This window comes from Paraflavitalea pollutisoli, assembly GCF_029360705.1.
Taxonomy (GTDB): domain Bacteria; phylum Bacteroidota; class Bacteroidia; order Chitinophagales; family Chitinophagaceae; genus Paraflavitalea; species Paraflavitalea pollutisoli.
In genome coordinates this window covers 1,879,847-1,899,401 of record NZ_JARKMX010000008.1, presented here as the reverse complement: position 1 = coordinate 1,899,401, position 19,555 = coordinate 1,879,847, and the positions used below count along the sequence as shown (strand labels likewise).

The following is a 19,555-nucleotide window of genomic DNA, read 5'->3' as shown; positions in this document are numbered from 1 at the left end:
AGCATCATGGCTAAAGAAATATCTGGATTACTTGTGGTTAATGAGTATTCCGTAGACAACGGGGCAACCTGGAAGGTAATTGTATGCGAAGACAACAGCCAGATTAGTCACACAGCGACAGCAAATGTGAAGAAAACTAAGTGTGGCCCTTTTTCCAGCACATCACTTGAGCCTGCTCAAATTACTGGCTCCGGTGTTGCTGGCGCAAACCTGGCAACCAACCAGGCAAGCTATCAGGATATTGCCAAGCTGGTAAAAGCAATGACGGAAGTGACATTCCGTCGCCAGAATGCAGCTGATGTACCAAATGGGGTCACAGTTGGGGAGGTAACTTACTTCTACGGCAAAGTGAAATTTACGGAAGCAACAGAAGTATCCAATGTGGAAGAAACTGTCACCTTCAATTGGGCGGCTACAACAACCGGAGATTACGAACTCGTAGACAACTCATAAAGCAACATGGCAAGCAAAAACTACCTACAGCTAGAAATCGATGGCCAGAAGTATGGCCTCAAGTTCAACATTGGCACTTTCAAGATCCTTGGCGAAAATTTGGGTGTCGATCCATTTACCTACAAAACGGCCTCCAAGGAATTCTCCGACGTTGTGAACTGGGTGAAGCCTATTCTGAAGGCGGCATTGTTATCCAACCATCTTACAAAGAAAGAAACGGTTGAGTACACCGATCAGCAAATTGATGACCTGGTGAATGAACTGTCAGTTGCCGACTTAACCTTGATCGGGAACATGTGGAGTAATCCATCAGACAGCAAGCCATCGGTTAACGGGGAGGTGACCCAGAACACACAGTCGGGAACTGACTTGGGATGAACTTCTTGAAGAAGGTCTTGGCGATCTCGGACTTCGACCTTGGGAACTATGGGAATACACAATCCCTGAGTTTCTGGCTATGCGAAAAGGTAGGTTGAAACGGGAGAGACGAGAATATCAGCAGATAAGGCAGTTGGCCTTATGTGTACTTCTTCCCAACGTCAAGAAAGGAACCAAGCTGGATATCGACAAGATAGTTCCAGACATGTACGATAGTAAGCCGCCAGAAAAGCGACTGACTGCAAAGGAAATTTTAAAACGGTACATAGACGCAGGAGTAATCGATGCCGGGCAATCTGATAAATATCAAGGTAGGCGGGGAAGTGGACCCGAATCTGGGCAGGAGCGCGAAAGCAGGCTCTGATGCGCTCAACGGCCTGGGTCGGGCTGCAGCCGGTGCTGTTGGCCCGCTAAATGCTTTAGGTAGCGCTGCCGAGCACACCTTTGATGAGGTTGCCGCAGGTGCCGCTGCCATGGATCGTATTTCAGCGGAAATTGATCAGATGGCTGCAGCAGCCATTCGCGCCAACCAAACCTTTGAAGGGATGGGAGCGAGTGCCGCAAAGGCCATTACCCCTATTTCCACACTTGAGGACCGCCTGGAGCAATTGCAGTCTCAAATCGGCCGTACAGGTACAGTCCAAGGTGCGGCCTTCCTCGGTGTTCAGTTTGATATCGTCAACCGCAACCTTGAGGAAACGCGTGCACTGATCAATCAGGCCACAGCAAGCGCTGTGGGCCTCAGCAGGGCGTTTAATACAATCGCCTCGTCTTCTTCATCGCTGAACCGCTTGAGCCCCGCGATTAAGCCTGTATTGACCGATCTGAAGGTTCTGCCACCGGCTGCCAACGCTGCAGCGGCAAGCTTGGAGAAGCTGAGAAGGTCAGGTGGTCAGGCATCAACTACCCTTACAGACTTCAGTCGCATCATTCAGGATTCGCCCTATGGCTTCGTGGCCATCGGCAACAATATTACCCAGGTAACCGATTCATTTGGCAATCTGGTACGATCTGCAGGCGGTGTCGGGCCCGCTTTTAAACAGTTGTTTAGTAGTGCTACTGGATTTGGCGGCATCGGCCTTGCAATATCAGTAGTGACGTCTGCTATCACCTTTGCTTCTGTGGGTCTGAGTGCATGGACCCGCGGATTCCAACAAAATGAAAAGGCTGCGGAAGAAGCAAGGAAGGCTACTGAGGAATTTGTAAAAAGTCTAAAGTCTGCCGGTGAACTGGCAGGACGAGCTGCCGGCGGGGTTGAAGGACAAATCACGCAGGTAAAGGCATTGGCTTCTGCCGTGCTCAATACCAATTTAGCGTATACAGAGAGAACAGCTGCCCTGCGTGAATTGAGCCAGATCAATAAAAACTATTTCGGTGAATTAACATTAGAGACTGCTCAAACGGGGAAATTGACAGCCGCTGTCAATGAATACACTCAGGCTCTTGTCAACCAAGCGGTAGTTAAAGGCTTTGAAAGCGAAATAGGAAGAATTTCAACAGAACTTTTTACGCAAGAAAAGGCTTTCAAAAAGGCCGAGACTGCATACAAGCAGTTAAAAACGGAACTTGATAAAGTTCCTGAAGGCAAGGCCAGAGAAGGTATGATTGGGTTAGTTCTGGAAACAGAAGCAGCCGAAAAGGCCTTTCTTGAACAGCGAGATGCTATTGAGAAAGCAAGATCAAGCCTTGCGGATATCAAAGGCGCAATGAAGGCCGCTGTTATTGAAGGGTTGAAGTTCACCGATCTAACAAAGGCGCGCACTGAAGCTACCGATAAGGAAGATAAAGCGTTGAAACTGCTTCGCAAAGAACTGGAGGCCTATCAAACACAACTTGCTAAACTAACCAAGTTGCGTGAAGGCGGCGTACTTCCAACTTTCCGGGAAAATGATGCGTTCGAGCTGCAGCGTAAGATTGCAGACACCCTTAAGAAAATCGATGACCGTGAATTGCTGCTAAAGATTAGGGCTGTCCCAGAAATCGATCCAGAGATATCAGAGATTGAGTTGGAGAAGGATCTTGGCACCCTATCTACAAGGTTGGGTAGCAAGCTGGAGCTTAAACCGGTATTCCGCATACGTCCTACGTTCGAAACAAACCAGTTTTCGCCGGCTGCTGTTTTTGGAACAGATGGCATTCCCACCAGTTCATTCGATAAGATGATTGCAGCAGCTGTAAAGGGAGCAGCACTACTTCGGCAGCAATTAAAAGTGAAGTATGCCGAAAGTATTCGGGGTGCTTTGCTTGATGGCGCGGTGGAAGGATTCGCTGGACTAGGAGATGCCTTTGGTCAGGCTATTGGAAACATATTTGGCGGCGAAAGTGTAGGCAGTGCTTTGGCGGCTGCTGGTGAATCTATCCTCAAAATTATTGGTGGGGTTCTACAAGATATCGGAAAGCAGATAATAGTTGCATCAACTCTGGTGCAGGCATTGAAAAAAGCATTGGCTACTCTGTTTGCCAACCCCACTGCCGCTCTTGGAGTGGGTATCGGCCTGGTTGCATTAGGAGGAATCCTTAAATCAATAAAATTCAATGTACCCAAGTTCGCCGATGGCGTAAGCAATTTCGGAGGCGGTTTCGCTATGGTAGGTGAACGCGGTCCCGAAATCGTTCGCTTACCTGGTGGCTCAGACGTGATCCCAAATGAAGCACTTGGCGGAATGGCTGTTGCCCTGGTACCTTCAATTCGCTTCAGTGGCGCTTCTTTTCAAATAATGCTTGAACAAGTAGACCGGCAAAGGAGGCGGATGGGGTAATGGCATATACTCTATACTATACCGCCAATTTCAATGACGAAGCCAATCGCCTTGTTGAGGTCAGCATTTTCCGGAAAGACGGTGCACCAATTGATGTGGTAAATATCGATACGGTAGACCTGAGTTTTACGGATAACGGCGAAACTCAGGATAAGTACAACTGGATTATAATGCGTCAATTGGAGCTTATTCTGTCCGTTGATACTGACACCCCGATCACCTGGGAAACATTTGTTGCTGATGACTATACCGACTGGAAAATAACCGTCTTGATCGACAGCATGCCATTCTTCGAGGGCTGGATAATGCCCGATGAGGGATCGGCGCCATTCCTTGATCCGCCATATGATATCACCATAAAGGCCACCAACGGCCTCGCACTGCTCAGAGAAAAAGATTTGGTTGATGTCAATGGGATAAAATTCAATGATGATAATTCGCTGATTTCATATATCGCCGGAGCCTTGAAGCAGACTGGGTTGGAATTACCAATCCGGACACGCTGCAGTTACTTGTTTGCCTCCATGCTAAATAAGGGCAATGGGCTCGAATACGACATGTTCAGCCAAGCATTTCTGAATTACGGGACGTTCCTTTCGGATGCTACGACATTTAATTCTTGTTTTGACTCATTGAAGCGTATTCTCAACGGCTTCTGTGTATTGGAATACTGGAATGGCATGTGGCAAATTACCTGCCTTGCTGACCGACAATACGTACCTGGTGACTGGTTCTATGTGGACTACGACGCCAACGGGGAAAACTCGACCGGCGCGCAGGAGTTGGAGAATTATGCACAGGTGGGAAAGAGTGTCGATATCTACCCGATAAACGAGAACCAGGAGATCAGTTCCCAGTTTGCCGCCAACGAAGTAAAAACGGTTTTCAAATTCGAGATCAACCCCGAGTTACCAAAAAACAACAAGTTTGATCGAGGTGATTTCGTCTCAGAGGGCCCACAGCCGGATGAGGAAGATAATGATGGAGATGGAAACACCTCTGAAATAATAGGAACCTATAAGCTGTACGACGTCGCTGATTGGGATATTGGACAGGTAGACCTATTCGATGCGCCCGCCTTCATTCTGTCGGCTCCTGAAGGTAACACCTATATCCGCCGCATCTACAACCCTTACGGTATCGAGACAAAGCGGGAGATCCTTATGGAGACGCCAACGAGCAGCGGTACCGGGGACGAGAAGTGGATGCGTAGTAAGCCCATTCCTGTGCGCCTTGGTGATATTCTTCGTATCAGGCTTGGGAAAAGGTATGACACTGACTTTACCGGCGGCGGATCATCTTTTACAATCGTGGCCCGAGCATACATAATTCTGCCCGGTGGAGGAACAACCTATTACTCACTCACCAACGTGGTTGATGGAGTATCGGGCGGAAAGGGTGTTTGGATTCTTGAAGCTGGTACGCCACCAAACTTCTTGGCCATCGATTACGTCGAAGATCAGAACAGCACTAAATACGCCACCATTGATGTGGAGACCCTGCCAATACCGGTAAATGGGACATTCTACATTGCATTTGCTGGGCGACCAGATCCAGGAACAGTGGGAGCCCGACAATTCTTTACCGATTTCAACCTTGAATACCTTCCGTTCATCAGCAATGGTTACCTACAGGTGCAAGCTTCGACGTGGACTAGGACGCAGGCCAAGACCTTTCCCGACAAAATAGAGCACAATGTTCAAATATCGGATACAGTAAAGCCGGTATTGAAGGGGTCTCTGCTGTTCGTAAACGACCTGGTAAATGTCGAAACTGATGGAAACTGGTATCGTTTCCATAGCATAGCGACACCCAATCCAACGGATGAGCACAGGCAATTCACTGAGCTGCTGAATATCGGACAGTTCAATGACGCATATCGTAGGATGTACAAAATATCCGGCGATTTTGATGGAGTAACCTACGCCCCTGACAATGATCAACTGAGCAAAAAGCCGATCGGATTTCATAAAACATACCGGTTTGTGGATATGACCAGCCCACGAGATTTTGTGTTGGTTCCTCCGCTAAAAATCAACGTGGGTAGAGGATGGATCGAAGCAAATTTCCAAGAAGTGAGCGCAGGAGATAGCGACGGAACTCAAACAGGAACAGGAACATTTAATTATAAGTTTCAATGAACCCAGTTGTAGGACAAGACGTTGTGTTGAGCATTCTAAAGGACGGTAGTTACCAGCCTTTCGTATGTGCTATGGACTGTGAGTTCAGTCCTTCGCTGGAAACAAAACCAGTACGTACTATCGGAGATGGCCGTTGGAAGAAGCCGCGCGGACAATCATTTTCTTATTCCGTTTCGCTTTCCGGCCTTGTTGAGCTTGAAGGTATTTATGTCAATGGGTTCCATTTGCTGGAAAACTACTTCATGCAGGCTCTTCCGGTTCCCTTCAGAATGACTTTCTACGAGCCTAAAACTGGATTGATAAAGTTCATAACCGGACAGGCCTTGATAGTGTCAGCACCTTTTACCGGGCCTACTCTGGACTTTGCCAACTGTTCATTTCAGATGGAAGGGTACGGCATACCTGTTATAACAAACACACCCAATAATTGCGAAGCATCGATAGGTTATCTGGCGATTACCGACTCCGAAGCTGGCCAGATTACTATCGAATGGAATTTTGTCATTGGAGCCGTGAGGTTCGACTACACGATCGATGATGGGGGAAGGGAGTCTGTTTATGATCCTGGTAGCAGTGGTACGCTGGTTATCACCGGGATATCTGAAGGCGTTCATACGCTGACTGTATACCCAATATGCGAAAATGGTAATGATGGCTTCCCGCAGGTCATAGAGTTTGAGATGACGGGCGGTGGTGCGGAAACATGTGAGCCTCCTACAACTGTGGAATTTGGATCTATTACCAACAGCAGCGCACTTGCCTCTTGGTCTATACCTGGCAGTCCTCCCGCAGACGGTTTTGCCTGGGAGCTGGCGATAGCCAGCAACCCGGGGGTATCTGTTCAGTCTGGCACTACACCGGACGACTACCTGAATTTAAGTAGCCTTTTGGCGAATACAGAGTATGTCTTACGCGTACGGTCTTTGTGCGAGGAAGGTGTTAGTGAGTCTGGCTGGACGAGCGGCAGTTTCACTACCTCGGCAGCACCAGGAGCTAATGCAGTGTCATATGGGTTTTTCCCCGGCGAAAGCTCCGGGTCTATGACGATCAACAAGAATGGCGTAGAAGTCGTGTTTGTGGACGAACTGACGGATTCATTTTTTGCCGCCATTGATGGCGACGAGATAGAGATCATAGGGACGGGTACAGGGACGGTAGATATTTATGTGGTGGATACTACCAGCTCAACCGTCATCATCAACCACGATACCGGGTCCGGCACGCTTACCAGGTCGTTTACGACTGCATCCGGCCATAACTATAACATTGACGTAACTCTAATATGATGAAGAAGATACTTTTTATACTGGCTCTTGTGGCGCTGAGCGCAACCGCCTCGGCGCAAACAGTCAACCCATTCCCGACTACAGACAGCCTGCGGAAGTTCATCAATAAATGGATCAGGAACAGTGCTGTCGATGCGTTTACGAATCTGCGGTTGAACAGTGCGCTGCTATCGATGACCCGTTTCATAGACAGCTCTATCAACAGCAGCAGCGGAGTAGACACTTTTTATGCGGTGAATCCTACTACACTTAGGCTGGTGACAACGGACGGGCGGGTAATGGATGTAACCATATCTAGCGGGACAGGCGGCACTAATAGCAATATAGGTTCCGGCTATCGATGGGCGGTGCCGGGGACCAACAACATAAAAACCCAGTATGATGGATGGGGGATTTCAATCGACTCGATCAGCAATACGAATGCGCTGACTGTGTTTATCGACAGTGCCGAGGTGGCTGGATATTTCCTAAGGAGGAAAGATAGTACGCTGTACGTGACGCCTACCAGATTGAAAGATACTGCGGCCGCCTTGCGAGTTGCTTTGACTCCATCATTGTCAGAAACATACTATGACTCTATATATCGACGTGTGTCATGGACTTCTGGGCAGTTATCAGCTGATTTTACAAACAATGGGGCTACGGTTTCGGTTAATGGACAAAACAACCTTGCTTTTTCTGGCGGCACAAACACTTGGACACAAACACTTGATCTGGCATATTATACTTGTCTGGAAAAGTGGAGAATTGCCGGACTTGTAGTAGCGACCGAAAAAAGCACCATATCACATGGCTTCGCTTTTGGTACAAGGTCTACAAACGGTTACGGTGCTTCGCATATATCCGGTAGATTCATAGGGACGACTACGGGAAATGGAGGTAAAGTGTCATTACATATAGGATCAGGGTATACACAGGTGGGGTTAAGTGACGGAACCTTATCTTGGTCAGCCGGTGATACTCTTGAACATATTTTTGAAAGAAATGGTCAATACATAACTGTAGGCATAAGAAACAAAACAACAAATTCAGCTACGGTATCCACTTCGTACAGTTTCCAGCTACCGAGTAACCCAATGCCAAATACGGGTCGTTTCGCTGTATACAGTGTTGGTGGATCGTTTGTGGTTGATAGCCTTTCTATAACGTCGGACGCGGTCAAATATGCCAACATAGCAGTAATTGGAGATAGCAAAGTTCAGGCTTACAGCGCATCAGATATCGCTTTAACATGGCCTCAAATATTAGCCTCAAAGTTTGGATCAATAACAAATTTGGGTGGTGGCTCGGACCGATCTACAGAATTGCTTACTCGGGTGGATGAGGTTATAAAGTTGGCGCCAAAGCAAATATTGTTACAAATTCCGTCAAACGATGTTCGCAGCGGGATAAGTGATGCCACCAGCCGCGCAAATTACCAGTCATTAGTTTCTCAATACAGGGCCGGCATACCGGGCGTACATATATATCATCTTACACCTTCTTATGAAACTTCTGTTGACTTGAGTGAGCAAAGAGCTTGGTTACAGGCCACCTATTCTCAGGACAGTATAATAGATGTTTATAAGGCCACTATCCAGGCTGGATCTCTTTCAGTTGATAATGTGCACCTATCTAATACGGGTATGGTAAACCAAGGGGCTTACATAATGAACAGTGGTAAGCTTAGAAATCTTAAAATAGATGGGAATTCTATACAAGGACAAACTATAACTGATCAGAATGCAGGATTCAGGATAAACGGCCCATCGTCCATTAAGAATAGCCTAAACATCGGTGACGGAATTACTAGTAAGGTTCAATGGCGCGTACGGACATCTGATGACGCTTACATTGAAGGCTATAACTTCAGTGGTGCCAACGTCTTAACATCAGTAAATGGCGCCCGTAATGCTGGAGTCCCATTCCAGACATCTGGGTCGACGTGGGAGGCCGGCACCTACACCGGCTCATACAAAGGATGGTTGAATATATCATCAACTGGCATATTAGCAGGTGATGGCGTAAGTGGCACGGCTCAATTTAGAGTGAAGGGAGGTGCAGACATAACAGCTGAGATATACGCCCTGAATGATACAGCATATTATGATGCAGTGAAACTGGATCGATCTACCGGGAAGCCGATAAAATGGTGGGCAAAAAATCACGACTGGGGTACCTTTAATGGATCCTTGTACATTCAAAAAATGAGATTGACTGAAGGCGGAAATTTAGGGATTGCAACGACGAATCCACTGGTCGGTTTGGTTGTTGGCACAACCGACGCCATAGGCTTACCAGTTGGAACTACCGTCCAGCGCCCAACAGGCGCAACAGGATATCTTCGCTGGAATACAGACAGTACCCGCGCTGAGGTATACAACGGCTCTGCCTGGGTCAGCCTTCTTCCCGGAAGTGTCGCTACAGGCATCCCTGCTGGTACCGACGATCGGGTGATGTACTACGCCTCAAATACCATCGGCAGTAGCTCCAACTTCAGGTACAATCCAGGATCGGCCAGTGTAGGCATCGGTGGCACTCCCAGCAGTAACTCGTGGTTGGTGCTCGGTGCGAATAGCACGACAAAAGCAGGTCTTCGCTTAACAAGCGGAACGGTAATGACAACGCCAATAGCTGGGTCAGCCGAATACGATGGCACAAGTCTCTTTTTCTCCCCGTCAACCACCAGGTTACGCGTCCCTCTTACCGACAACTCAATCCCATCAAATGGGCAGATTCCAATCGGGAATGGAACGAACTACACGAATGCCACTCTTACTGGGTCAACGAGCGTAAGTGTCACAAATGGGTCGGGCAGCATTACATTGGCAATTCCGACAACATACATTACTAGTGGAACGTATACGCCTACCATCACCAATGGTACAAACATAGAGTCTAGTACAGCGTTCCAATGCAATTACATGAGGGTGGGCAGCGTGGTTACGGTTAGTGGGCAAGTAAATATAGACCCCACAGCAGCCGTCACTAGCACAGTTATAGAATTGACATTGCCGATCAGTGTATCCTCCGGTGGGACTTCAAGCCTTATTGCTGGGGCGGGGTCAGACGGAGGGGATGAGTCTATCAGGATATATAACAATGGGACTACGAGGGCGGTGTTTTTTGTTACACCTACGACTGTTAACGCTGCAACATATTCGTTTACATTTTCTTACACCATCTTCTAAAACCTTTAACCATGACGTCAACATTTCAAATTCAAGTAGAGACTTTGGCGGAGATAATGGCGCACCCTAATGTTACATGGTCAGACCTGGCCAAGCTGGAGCTTCTGGGGCATACGGTACGCGCAGACGGATTCAACGCAGTTTACATATGGGACTTGTCATCGTCAGCTGCGCACAACTTCCCGCTGGTTATAAAGCAGACACTTGCAGGCGCTACCGGCAGGTGGATACTTTATGTGGGGGACAATCCTGATTGGAATAGTTCTATTGCAGGTAGCAGGGCTACAATTCTTAATAAACCAACATTTGCTGGCGTCGCCACCTCTGGGTCGTATAATGATTTGTCTAATAAGCCAGCTATTAAACGACACGAGTCATTTTCTGGCACCACGAACGCCTCCGGTAACTATGTTGTCACATTTGCGGTCGCCTTCTCTACGGCACCAGACGTGCAGGCACAGCTGATAAACCCAGCAGACAATGATTTTATTCGTGTTATGTCTATCAGTACTACAGGCTGCACGATAAACGTTCGTAGGCGTACAGATATAGTAGGACTGCTGCCCACATTTGCGAACCTGTCAGGAGCCTCCGTTACCGTATTAATAACAGAACGATGACCCAACAAGAAGCCATACAGATCACGCAACAATACATCCGTAACAGCGCGGTGGACGCCTTTACCAATGTGCGGCTGAACAGCGTGCTGCTGTTCCTATTGGCTGGCGGCGGAGTGGCCCCGGAATTTGCCACCGGAGAAGATTTCCAAACGGCAATAACAGACAACCCAGACGCACCGCTACTCGCCTATATAGCGCAGGATGACATCTATGCCTTTGACACAGATGTAGTGCTGATGTATGTGCCTGGCGAAGGTGTCGGGCAGGTAGCAGTAGACTTTGATCTTTAAACAAACGACATGAGACGTACAGCAGGGTTTAAAACAAGGGGTATAGGACGGGTAAATAACGGTGCGCTGCACGGTTTGCAGCGTTTCCAGGAGAGCTGGCCTGTTGAGCTTTTGCCGTTCAGCTTTTCCGGTACGGTGCCGGTGGCAGGCGCTTTTGGGAATATCGCCAACGTCAGCCAGTTTGCGGGTACGATTACCCACTGTGACGGGTTGGTAGTAAAAGTAAGCCGGGACATTGACCTGCTGATCAGCACCAATAACTACCCCTCCGGCAACCCTTATACCACCAGCGACGAGGGGTGGACCATCCGCATCAACCAGGCGGGCACTTACAACATCCCCATGGACATTTACCTGATCAACTCCAAAGAGGTGCGGGTGACGACTACGGAGGCCGTAGGCAGCCCGGAGGTGAAGATATGGGCGTCGTGGATCAACCCCAAACGGATCAGCATGGGAGCGCTCAATACCAACGCCACCCGGGGGTTGCTTATTCTGGGTGACAGTATCAGCACCGGTAAGAACCTACCTCTGCGGCAGTTTCTGGCGGATGATGTGCATACGTTTCAGCTGGAGAATGCGCTGAATGATATATTAATCGAACAGAACAGCTTTGAGATAGTAGGCACGATCATGAAAGCCTATGGCGGCCGGGACGTGACGCACTTTGAAAAGTGGATGAAGAACAGGCAGCTGGACGTCGGCAAGGCCGATATAATCACCTACGCCTTTGGCACCAACGAGGCGCTGAATAGCATGGACCCTAATGTCTTTACACAGTACCTGGAGCGGGCGTATTACAACCTACTGCGCCGCAACAGGACATCACATATTATTTTCACCGGCTGCGCCCCGTTGTATGACGATGCGGTGAATGCCCGGGCGATAACCCTTCGAAACGCAATGGGTGCATGGGTTACCGCGATGAGGGATACAGGGCTAAGGAACCTCAGCTATTGCTCTTTTGGCAATACCATCGACGAGACGGGGCGTAAGAACCTAGCCAACTACAACCTCAACGACGGCGTCCACCCGGGCACTTTTGCCTGGATAAACGCCATGGGGCAGGCGTACAAAGATCATGTTGCGAATCCCGACTACCGGACTGATATATTAAGAGCATTAACACGATAATATATGGAAATTATTAACGGAGTACATTACTATAAGCGCGAAAGCGACGCCAAAGAAGGCTTTGCCATCCGGCCAGCCAAGGGAACAACCAGGCCCGTACTATTGTGCGTCCACGGCATTGGTGAGCGCGGGGCGGGCCAGGTAGACAACCTGATCAATTTGATCGACGGCTTTGACTATGACGGGCCAGGGCCGCTGCCAAGGCAATATGCCTTTGAGAATACTACCATAGAGGTGTTGGCCGCCAAGTACGACTTCCACCTGGTGACCGTCAACTACCCCGATTCGTTTCAACCCAATGATTTCACCTATGTGCTGGGGCAGGTCAGCGCGGATTTTAGCGTTGACCAGACGCGTTTGTATATCGCTGGCTTCTCCTTGGGCGGCGGCGCTATTTTGAAGAAGGTGACCGCCTCTGTGACTGATGCCGCCAGTCTTGCTGGCGCGATCGCTGCGGCTCCAGTGAACTGGGCTACCACGCATAAGAATGTAGCCGACGCCAGGCTGCAAGTGATCGGCACTACCTGCGAGATCGACGACACGGTAAGCCCCGCCAATGTCAAAGATTTCGTGGCAAAGGTGAACGCATACAAGCCGGAATTTCCGGCCTATCTGATCGTGTACTCCGGCCACGCACATAGCGGGTTCAATGAGATATTGGCTGAAGAAAACACTTGGCAGTGGATGGCCGCAAACTCTACGACCAAGCGGATTGCTTTTACCAGGTCTTCTACATTAACGCCTACTAAGCCTGTGGATCCCCCCCCTTCCACGACAGTAAAGGCCGACTTCAATGTCAAAGACACAAAAACGTCAGGCTCAGCCTTCGAGCTTGATGCGTCGGCCAGCGTAGGGGCGTCGGAGTACTACTGGGAGGTGAGCCGGACAACTGCACCCTGGTACAGCCATAAGCTCCAGGGCGGTGCCGGTGGCGGCCCTAAAAAGCTGCTTAGCGGGCTGGTCCCGGGCGAATACCAGGTCACGCTGACCGTCAACGGCAAGGTAAAGACAGATACACGGAAGCTGATTGTGGAGGATGGTATCGCTATAGAGCCGGAAACTCGAAGGCTCACAGAAGCAACTGGCTCCATCGTATTGAAGTATTCTGATGGCACTACCGGTACCGCAAAGGTGTCTGTTGTCGATGGGAAGCTTGTAGTAACTGAATAAATTAATCCTTTATGAATAAAAATCCTGATTTCTGGGCAGTAGTCATTGGTCCTGGACCGATTGGCTTCTTTATGGGGTACCTGGTGATTGCCTATGTCTCAGCGACAATTTCGCTGCTTATCGATGCTAGCAACCGAAACATTTCGAGCACAGCTACTCCAGTGAAATTCAGCTGGGCCTTTCTGCTTGCTGCGAACTGGAAGCGGATTCTTGCAAACTTCCTTGCTGTGCCGCTTTTGATCCGAATCACGTACCAGTATGTCGGCCTTGATATAATGATCCTGGCCGCAATAGGCGTCGGGATGGTGATCGATAGGGCTGCCATGTGGTTAAAGAACATCGGCATCCTCGCAAGCCAGCGAAGCGCGGATAGGCTCAACCAAAGGCTGGCGCCTGATCAGCCGGTTGTTACCGACCCAAAGGCGAACTAAAACCAGATATATGCAAAAGCGCAAGCTGACCGCCGATGACCTTGAAAGAAACCCTGACCTGAAGGACTGGGGACTGAAGGAAGGCCATGAAATCGGAATCCCCGAAGGGGATGAATTAAACCTTACAGATGAAGAAGATCCTGGTGGCATTGAAGTACCTAAGAAACCACCTCCACCGCTTCCGGGCGACGGACAGTAGTTGGATCGAAGTGATACTCGTTTTCGTGGTTTGGAATATTGTAAACTACGTATGGGGATCACACTCTGACGCTTACTACGTCTGGTACTATTCTATGATGGCGATATTCATCGCAACAACTTTCCGGGCGATAGTCGGCCTATTGCCTGGAAAGTATCGACAATACAAAGGGATTCTTAAAGCTTTTCAATGGATAGCAATCTTCAAAGGGGTGTACACGGCGCTGGTGGTAACGGGAGTACTCAGCGAACAAAAGACACTCAGCATAGTGGGTTCACTATTTATTCTATCAATCGGAGTAATAACTATAAAATGGCCGAGACGCTAAAGTACATGCTGAACACTTTGGGATTGACTGTTTACGTGCTTGGATTCCTTGCCAACCTGGGCAATATCATATCCGTGACCCTTGGTATAGTGGGTGTTGCTGTTGCCGTAATCAAGGCCTTTAAAACCTATGAGGACTATAGAATACGCAGGATCGAGCGTATGGAGCGCCAGCGTGATTTTGACAAGGGAAACGAAAAAGTTTTATGAAAATAACAAAAGGACATTACTACCTCGCCGCAATTATTGCCGTGGGGATCATCCTGGGAGCGATAATCTTCCGGGGTGGGGCCAACCTGCCGCCGAATAAAGAAGACGGAAAACAGGTCAAGGCCGTGCAAGAACAACTTCAAAAAGTTGAGCTTGCCAAGGCTGCAGACTCCATTCGCCTGGTGCGCCGGGCTGACTCGCTGCAGTCTATTACAACCGATCTGAAAAACAAGAAGGAGGTGGTCGATAGGGAGCTGGCCGGCCTCCGAAAGGACCGACAGCGTATAAGCAACAAGCTGGATACAGCCCGCGCTAATAGGGACACCGTCGGATATATATCAGCCTGCGACTCTCTTCAGGATCGAACACGCCTGCAGGACGAAGTTATTGAGATGTACCAAGTATACGCCGATTCGGTGGACGCCGCCCAGGAAGCCCAGTTGGATGCTAAAGACTCCCTGCTGCAAAGCCGGCAGGATCTTATCACTCAGCTTAGATCTGCCAACAGCCTAACCTACGACAAATACATTAAACTGTCTTCCGACTACACAAAGGCCCGCAAAAAGTTAAAAAGAGAGCGGACATTGAGCCGAGCTCTTGCCGCCGGCGCCGCCGTTCTTGGGGGACTATTAATCTTCAAATAGCATGAAATACCTACTGTTCCTGTTGCTGATTTCTTCCTGCCTTCCCACGGTCGAAGTAAAGGAAGAAGATGACCGCGAAGCGGCACCTGCCCGGCCTGCGGTGGACTCAGCACACATTGATTCAACTCATATCATTCACTAAATCATATTTTATGGCAAAGAAAGACAACGCACCCAAGATTCTGGCAGTGGCTATTGCTACCATTTTCCTGGTTGCTATTCTGGCATTTTTATTTACCAAAAGCGAGTACTTGAACTATGAGATCACCGGGTGGGAGGTTGTGAAAAGTTACGGTGCGGGATTCTGGGTGTGGGCTCTGGTGGGCCTGGTCGGAGCAGCAGTTGCTGGCTACGTCGCCTACGCCAATTATACAGGGGCAGGAACACTCGGGCGAAAACTCAGGGGGAATATGTGGACGACAATACTTTTGGTCGCCATTGCCCTTATATGCCTTTGTGGACCATGGGGTAGAGCTTGCACTGATAAGGCCAATGGTGGGGTCGGGATAAAAACCACTTCCAAATAACCGTAAAACCTTCTTATGACAGAAAAGCAAGCAATCGCCTGGATACTGAAGGAATTGGGACCGATCATCGATAAGGCACTGACCGAGGCGAAGGCTAAAAATCCCGATCTGATGTATACGACAGACTGGCTGGCTGCTATGGCCTACCGGGAAACTGGGTTCCTTATTGCTCGATACATGGCTCAAAACGCAAAACCAGAGGCTATACATCCCCTTATGAGGGGTGATTATGGCCAACGACCGGGAGAGAGGGAAAAGTCTTACCATGGCTTTGGTTACTGGCAGATCGATATCGGGTCATTCCCTGAGTTTGTAAAATCGGGTGCCTGGAAAGATCCGTACAAGACCTGCGTAAAGGCAATTGAAGTACTGGAAGGGAAGCGGAAATACCTGCAGCTTAAATTCCCGGCGTTAACCGGTGATAGCTTGGCCAGGGCAGTGACAGCAGCATACAATTGTGGCGAGGGCAACGTGCAAAAAGTACTACTGGCCGGCCAGGATATCGACAGCAGAACCCATCAAAAGAATTACTCAAAAGAAGTTTGGCGATTCCGTGAAATCGCCCGAAGTATTTAAGCGATTTTTTGTAGCAGGTAGTTTTGGCCCTGGTAGTCTTACCGGGGCTTTTTATTTTCCCCAGTCCTCGCCTGTCTGGGTCAGAATCAGATCAAGAATTGTAAAGGTAGGCACGTTGAAATGCTTGGCAATAAGCTTCACCTGGCTGATCCGGAGCATGTCAGGGTTTTCCAGTGCCTTATTGACGGTCTCATTGGCGAACCCGCCCTTGGTCACCAGGAGACTTTTGGGATAGCCATACTTCTTGAAAATATCCCTGAACTCTTTTATTTTGCCGGTGCCTATAAGCGTCTTTATTGCCTCGTTGCGAAGTTGTTTATCCATTCGTCGAAGGTATAAAAAGGGCGCTTTTGTTTTACCATTTTACCAATAATTACGCAATTGTTTGATAATCAGATTGTTTCAAACTGTTTTTGAATCCAGACGGGGTCACAAAGCCCTCAGCATTTGCTGAGGGCTTTTTTGTTGTGCAGCGCGGCAAACTTGTTTGCCAGCGCGTAACAGCAAAAAAGCCCGCACCATGCGTTAGCATGGTGGAGGTCTTTGAGTAAGGCAAAAGCGACAGGATCATTTTGAATAATCCAGACGGGGTCACAAAGCCCTCAGCATTTGCTGAGGGCTTTTTTGTTGTGCAGCGCGGCAAACTTGTTTGGGATCAGGTTGAAGAGTTGGGGGATTTGCTATTCTTCCAACAGTAGCACCATTTGTTTACCGTTGTTCAGTTGGGCAATAAGACGCCTGGATGAGACCTGCTTAATACTTTCAAAGTAGATATGGGCCGACTCCTGGGCCCAAGTTTGGTTTTTACCCTTCCGAAGATTGCGGGAAACGATGCTGCCTGACGTATGGACCAATAAATAATCGTCTGTGAACTGGTTCGCTTTAAAGAATGCTGCGGTGGGAAGTTCTACTTTTTCAAGTGTATCTGCATTTATCAAAAAATGGTTGGACTCATTAGGAATATATATCCATTTTTTATCAGCCGAAACTGGCGTGTACTCGGAGAGGTTCATGTTGATGTAACTCCATGAACCGAAGTATTTTTTCGTCACATCCGTATCATTCAGCGATAGTTTCACTTCATAGAGCATCCGACCATTGTTGGGTTCGGCTATATCGATGCAGGCCAACTCTAAGATGCCTTGGGCCGTGTTGAAACGATAGCGTTGAAGTGTATCCATGTTTTGACGTCTTACGGGTTAGTTATGGTAATATACTCTATTTCCGTCTAACACCTGATCCGGTCCGTGAGACAGAAATTTGGTGAAGGGGTCACTTTCATGATAGCATTGGTGGGGCTCTTTTTTCAGGCTAGGCATCCGGCTTCGGATCAATACCAGGTTTGTAGCTCCAGGTTCTCGTCGCAAAAAGATAGTGCCATTATAAGTTAGCACTTTCTATTTCTCTTTTGTGAAAGTTGTATTAAAGGTACCTGTCTCCCTCATTAATTTCGAGGTCATTGATACTGGCGTATCGCTTTTTCATTAAACCGTTCTCATCAAATTCCCAGTTTTCATTACCGTACGCTCTGAACCACTTACCCTCTTTGTTTTTATATTCGTATTCAAATCTTACGGCAATTCTGTTGTCGGTATGCGCCCAATATTCCTTCTTTAGTTTGTAGTCAAATTCTTTCTTCCATTTTTCAGCCAAGAACTTCACTATTTCTTCCCGTCCATTGACAAACACGTTTCGATTGCGCCACTCGCTGTCGATGGTATAAGCCAGTGCTATTTTTTCGGGGTTTTGGCTGTTCCAGGCATCTTCTGCCAGTTGGATTTTTTGTTTTGCTGTTTCCAATGTAAATGGAGGCAAAGGAAGTTTCTGTTCCATCTTGTTTAAATTAAAGTGTTTACAATTTTTTTCGATCTCTCCACCAACTCGTTTGATTTAAAGAGTTGACTTTCTATTATTGAACTTTCAAACAACAGGTAGATATGCGCGGCTAATATTTCTGCTCCAACTTCTTTTTCAAAGAATTTTCTAAGGTCACTTTTATGCGCTTGTATAACAGCCAGAATTGAATCCTGTTCCTTTGATATTTCAGACAGCATATTCAAAAAGCTGCAACCCCTGAAGTCTTCTTTTTCATTCATATAGATAATGAAATCAAAGGCGTTCAAGATTCGTTTTTTGGTACTTTTTGATTTTGCACAATAGGTCGTCAATTCAGCAAACCAATACTCATGCCTGGCATTCAGGAAAGCAATACATAGCTCGTCCTTTGATTTGAAGTGCTGATAAAAACTTGCCTTGGCAACATTGGCTTCGCTGATAATCTGGTTGATGCCTGTGCTGTTGTAGCCCTGCTGGTGAAACAGGAGTGAGGCGGTATCAATTATTCTTTCTTTGGGACTGATCATAGGCCTTGCGCTTTATGAAAGCAAAGGTACAGATAAAAGAATATGAACAGACAAGTCTGTCTGTTTTTTTGTGAAACTATTTTTCTGAGGAGTATTCCGCACACGCTCCATTTTGTACTTTACAAAACTCAAAGTATTGATAGTGTTGCCGGTAATAGGTCAGAAGAGTTCATTTCGCCTGGAGCATGCCCGGGCCGTAGGATGCGTGTGGAAAACCAGCACCTTTCACGCCGCCATCAAATATTCCATCTCAGGTTTCCATTTCAACCATTCATACGACTGGTCGGCTCATCCCTGAAGCCGTGTGGGTAGATTTGTTGGTTGAGTCAGGTACTGTGACGACCTCTTTTAATAAGTGCAAAATGATAACAATGGATTTGATAAATGTCTCCGGGACAATTTTGATCAATAACGACGTGACAACTGTATTTGACTTTTTCGCCAACCCAGCTAATGACGCTTTATGGCGAAAAGAAATCAATAAAAGCGAAGTAGCGGGACCTTTGCAAGAGGGGGTTACTGTTGCTGAATATGCTTACCTGTCAAAACGCACACCCAATAACTTATTGGAGCTAACCTGCGTTCAGTTTATACCCAATGATTCGGCCGTCTTTGAAACACCCGGTCATTCCATGTTTTACCTGAAAAGTCAGCGCAGCGTGCGGTCTGCTGCTGATCATGCAACTACGGTGGATTATCAACTCGAGTTTGATAAAAGCATTGTAGCGTTTGCGGTTGGGGTCAGTTTACCCCGGTTGATCATTTCCTGGAAGGCCAACCGTGATCTGAAAAAATACCTGCAACAATTGAAGAAATGCCTCGAAAGCGTATAGTTCTACGCGCTCCTGGCTTTGCTTTGTTAAGCTGCCTTTTAAAT

The 19,555-nt window shown here is 48.0% G+C and carries 22 protein-coding genes; 18 read left to right on the top strand and 4 right to left on the bottom strand.

Going from position 1 to position 19,555, the window contains the following annotated elements:
* The first annotated feature begins 6 nt into the window (after positions 1 to 6).
* The 17 genes from P2W70_RS21335 (at position 7) to P2W70_RS21255 (ending at position 16,315) form a co-directional block, all read left to right on the top strand.
* Positions 7 to 453 (top strand): hypothetical protein, encoded by a 447-nt coding sequence (locus tag P2W70_RS21335; RefSeq protein WP_276483557.1) that lies wholly within the window; start codon positions 7 to 9, stop codon positions 451 to 453.
* Positions 454 to 459: 6 nt separating this feature from the next.
* Positions 460 to 831, top strand: coding sequence for a hypothetical protein (locus P2W70_RS21330; RefSeq protein WP_276483556.1), 372 nt, complete (start codon positions 460 to 462; stop codon positions 829 to 831).
* A gap of 284 nt (positions 832 to 1,115) precedes the next feature.
* Positions 1,116 to 3,590 carry a hypothetical protein gene (locus P2W70_RS21325; protein WP_276483555.1) on the top strand — a complete coding sequence of 825 codons (2,475 nt, stop codon included), beginning with the start codon at positions 1,116 to 1,118 and terminating at the stop codon, positions 3,588 to 3,590.
* Positions 3,590 to 5,731 carry a hypothetical protein gene (locus P2W70_RS21320; RefSeq protein WP_276483554.1) on the top strand — a complete coding sequence of 714 codons (2,142 nt, stop codon included), beginning with the start codon at positions 3,590 to 3,592 and terminating at the stop codon, positions 5,729 to 5,731. The genes P2W70_RS21325 and P2W70_RS21320 overlap by 1 nt, the downstream gene beginning before the upstream one ends.
* The gene (locus tag P2W70_RS21315; RefSeq protein ID WP_276483553.1) at positions 5,728 to 7,017 is read left to right on the top strand and encodes a fibronectin type III domain-containing protein; all 1,290 of its coding nucleotides are present in this window, start codon (positions 5,728 to 5,730) and stop codon (positions 7,015 to 7,017) included. Before P2W70_RS21320 ends, P2W70_RS21315 begins: the two co-directional genes overlap by 4 nt.
* Complete coding sequence (locus P2W70_RS21310) at positions 7,017 to 10,187, top strand: SGNH/GDSL hydrolase family protein (protein ID WP_276483552.1); 3,171 nt, start codon at positions 7,017 to 7,019, stop codon at positions 10,185 to 10,187. The genes P2W70_RS21315 and P2W70_RS21310 overlap by 1 nt, the downstream gene beginning before the upstream one ends.
* A gap of 11 nt (positions 10,188 to 10,198) precedes the next feature.
* Positions 10,199 to 10,807, top strand: coding sequence for a hypothetical protein (locus P2W70_RS21305; RefSeq protein ID WP_276483551.1), 609 nt, complete (start codon positions 10,199 to 10,201; stop codon positions 10,805 to 10,807).
* On the top strand, positions 10,804 to 11,097 hold the full coding sequence (locus P2W70_RS21300) for a hypothetical protein (protein WP_276483550.1): 294 nt from the start codon (positions 10,804 to 10,806) through the stop codon (positions 11,095 to 11,097). The genes P2W70_RS21305 and P2W70_RS21300 overlap by 4 nt, the downstream gene beginning before the upstream one ends.
* A gap of 9 nt (positions 11,098 to 11,106) precedes the next feature.
* Positions 11,107 to 12,231 (top strand): SGNH/GDSL hydrolase family protein, encoded by a 1,125-nt coding sequence (locus P2W70_RS21295; protein ID WP_276483549.1) that lies wholly within the window; start codon positions 11,107 to 11,109, stop codon positions 12,229 to 12,231.
* A gap of 3 nt (positions 12,232 to 12,234) precedes the next feature.
* Positions 12,235 to 13,401, top strand: coding sequence for a hypothetical protein (locus P2W70_RS21290; RefSeq protein ID WP_276483548.1), 1,167 nt, complete (start codon positions 12,235 to 12,237; stop codon positions 13,399 to 13,401).
* Between the two features lie 11 nt (positions 13,402 to 13,412).
* Positions 13,413 to 13,832 carry a hypothetical protein gene (locus P2W70_RS21285; RefSeq protein WP_276483547.1) on the top strand — a complete coding sequence of 140 codons (420 nt, stop codon included), beginning with the start codon at positions 13,413 to 13,415 and terminating at the stop codon, positions 13,830 to 13,832.
* Between the two features lie 10 nt (positions 13,833 to 13,842).
* The gene (locus P2W70_RS21280; protein WP_276483546.1) at positions 13,843 to 14,031 is read left to right on the top strand and encodes a hypothetical protein; all 189 of its coding nucleotides are present in this window, start codon (positions 13,843 to 13,845) and stop codon (positions 14,029 to 14,031) included.
* 312 nt (positions 14,032 to 14,343) lie between these two features.
* Positions 14,344 to 14,568 carry a hypothetical protein gene (locus P2W70_RS21275; RefSeq protein WP_276483545.1) on the top strand — a complete coding sequence of 75 codons (225 nt, stop codon included), beginning with the start codon at positions 14,344 to 14,346 and terminating at the stop codon, positions 14,566 to 14,568.
* Positions 14,565 to 15,212, top strand: coding sequence for a hypothetical protein (locus tag P2W70_RS21270; RefSeq protein ID WP_276483543.1), 648 nt, complete (start codon positions 14,565 to 14,567; stop codon positions 15,210 to 15,212). The genes P2W70_RS21275 and P2W70_RS21270 overlap by 4 nt, the downstream gene beginning before the upstream one ends.
* A gap of 1 nt (position 15,213) precedes the next feature.
* Entirely contained in the window at positions 15,214 to 15,354 is a 141-nt protein-coding gene (locus P2W70_RS21265) for a hypothetical protein (RefSeq protein WP_276483542.1), read from the top strand.
* A 10-nt stretch (positions 15,355 to 15,364) separates the two neighbouring features.
* The gene (locus tag P2W70_RS21260) at positions 15,365 to 15,739 is read left to right on the top strand and encodes a hypothetical protein (RefSeq protein ID WP_276483541.1); all 375 of its coding nucleotides are present in this window, start codon (positions 15,365 to 15,367) and stop codon (positions 15,737 to 15,739) included.
* A 15-nt stretch (positions 15,740 to 15,754) separates the two neighbouring features.
* The gene (locus P2W70_RS21255) at positions 15,755 to 16,315 is read left to right on the top strand and encodes a lysozyme family protein (RefSeq protein ID WP_276483539.1); all 561 of its coding nucleotides are present in this window, start codon (positions 15,755 to 15,757) and stop codon (positions 16,313 to 16,315) included.
* Between the two features lie 51 nt (positions 16,316 to 16,366).
* On the opposite strand, the gene P2W70_RS21250 is transcribed toward P2W70_RS21255, so the two are convergent.
* The 4 genes from P2W70_RS21250 to P2W70_RS21235 form a co-directional block, all read right to left on the bottom strand.
* Positions 16,367 to 16,639, bottom strand: a complete 273-nt coding sequence (locus tag P2W70_RS21250) for a hypothetical protein (protein ID WP_276483537.1) — start codon at positions 16,637 to 16,639, stop codon at positions 16,367 to 16,369.
* A 356-nt stretch (positions 16,640 to 16,995) separates the two neighbouring features.
* Positions 16,996 to 17,496: a hypothetical protein gene (locus tag P2W70_RS21245; RefSeq protein WP_276483536.1), complete on the bottom strand. Its 501-nt coding sequence runs from the start codon at positions 17,494 to 17,496 to the stop codon at positions 16,996 to 16,998.
* Between the two features lie 241 nt (positions 17,497 to 17,737).
* Entirely contained in the window at positions 17,738 to 18,148 is a 411-nt protein-coding gene (locus P2W70_RS21240; protein ID WP_276483535.1) for a nuclear transport factor 2 family protein, read from the bottom strand.
* Between the two features lie 5 nt (positions 18,149 to 18,153).
* A complete protein-coding gene (locus tag P2W70_RS21235) occupies positions 18,154 to 18,678 on the bottom strand; it encodes a TetR/AcrR family transcriptional regulator (RefSeq protein WP_276483534.1) in 525 nt (174 codons plus the stop codon).
* Between the two features lie 371 nt (positions 18,679 to 19,049).
* Here P2W70_RS21235 and P2W70_RS21230 point away from each other — a divergent pair, with 371 nt between their 5' ends.
* Positions 19,050 to 19,511 (top strand): SRPBCC family protein, encoded by a 462-nt coding sequence (locus P2W70_RS21230; RefSeq protein ID WP_276483533.1) that lies wholly within the window; start codon positions 19,050 to 19,052, stop codon positions 19,509 to 19,511.
* Positions 19,512 to 19,555: the final 44 nt, after the last annotated feature.

Excerpts from the sequence above, each read along its gene's own strand:
- P2W70_RS21280 (WP_276483546.1), top strand. The coding sequence starts at position 13,843 with ATGCAAAAGCGCAAGCTGACCGCCGATGACCTTGAAAGAAACCCTGAC.
- P2W70_RS21255 (WP_276483539.1), top strand. The coding sequence starts at position 15,755 with ATGACAGAAAAGCAAGCAATCGCCTGGATACTGAAGGAATTGGGACCG.
- P2W70_RS21295 (WP_276483549.1), top strand. The coding sequence starts at position 11,107 with ATGAGACGTACAGCAGGGTTTAAAACAAGGGGTATAGGACGGGTAAAT.
- P2W70_RS21315 (WP_276483553.1), top strand. The coding sequence starts at position 5,728 with ATGAACCCAGTTGTAGGACAAGACGTTGTGTTGAGCATTCTAAAGGAC.
- P2W70_RS21325 (WP_276483555.1), top strand. The coding sequence starts at position 1,116 with ATGCCGGGCAATCTGATAAATATCAAGGTAGGCGGGGAAGTGGACCCG.
- P2W70_RS21330 (WP_276483556.1), top strand. The coding sequence starts at position 460 with ATGGCAAGCAAAAACTACCTACAGCTAGAAATCGATGGCCAGAAGTAT.
- P2W70_RS21300 (WP_276483550.1), top strand. The coding sequence starts at position 10,804 with ATGACCCAACAAGAAGCCATACAGATCACGCAACAATACATCCGTAAC.
- P2W70_RS21305 (WP_276483551.1), top strand. The coding sequence starts at position 10,199 with ATGACGTCAACATTTCAAATTCAAGTAGAGACTTTGGCGGAGATAATG.
- P2W70_RS21290 (WP_276483548.1), top strand. The coding sequence starts at position 12,235 with ATGGAAATTATTAACGGAGTACATTACTATAAGCGCGAAAGCGACGCC.
- P2W70_RS21270 (WP_276483543.1), top strand. The coding sequence starts at position 14,565 with ATGAAAATAACAAAAGGACATTACTACCTCGCCGCAATTATTGCCGTG.
- P2W70_RS21285 (WP_276483547.1), top strand. The coding sequence starts at position 13,413 with ATGAATAAAAATCCTGATTTCTGGGCAGTAGTCATTGGTCCTGGACCG.
- P2W70_RS21320 (WP_276483554.1), top strand. The coding sequence starts at position 3,590 with ATGGCATATACTCTATACTATACCGCCAATTTCAATGACGAAGCCAAT.
- P2W70_RS21230 (WP_276483533.1), top strand. The coding sequence starts at position 19,050 with ATGGATTTGATAAATGTCTCCGGGACAATTTTGATCAATAACGACGTG.
- P2W70_RS21235 (WP_276483534.1), bottom strand. The coding sequence starts at position 18,678 with ATGATCAGTCCCAAAGAAAGAATAATTGATACCGCCTCACTCCTGTTT.
- P2W70_RS21265 (WP_276483542.1), top strand. The coding sequence starts at position 15,214 with ATGAAATACCTACTGTTCCTGTTGCTGATTTCTTCCTGCCTTCCCACG.
- P2W70_RS21275 (WP_276483545.1), top strand. The coding sequence starts at position 14,344 with ATGGCCGAGACGCTAAAGTACATGCTGAACACTTTGGGATTGACTGTT.
- P2W70_RS21250 (WP_276483537.1), bottom strand. The coding sequence starts at position 16,639 with ATGGATAAACAACTTCGCAACGAGGCAATAAAGACGCTTATAGGCACC.
- P2W70_RS21260 (WP_276483541.1), top strand. The coding sequence starts at position 15,365 with ATGGCAAAGAAAGACAACGCACCCAAGATTCTGGCAGTGGCTATTGCT.
- P2W70_RS21335 (WP_276483557.1), top strand. The coding sequence starts at position 7 with ATGGCTAAAGAAATATCTGGATTACTTGTGGTTAATGAGTATTCCGTA.
- P2W70_RS21245 (WP_276483536.1), bottom strand. The coding sequence starts at position 17,496 with ATGGATACACTTCAACGCTATCGTTTCAACACGGCCCAAGGCATCTTA.
- P2W70_RS21240 (WP_276483535.1), bottom strand. The coding sequence starts at position 18,148 with ATGGAACAGAAACTTCCTTTGCCTCCATTTACATTGGAAACAGCAAAA.
- P2W70_RS21310 (WP_276483552.1), top strand. The coding sequence starts at position 7,017 with ATGAAGAAGATACTTTTTATACTGGCTCTTGTGGCGCTGAGCGCAACC.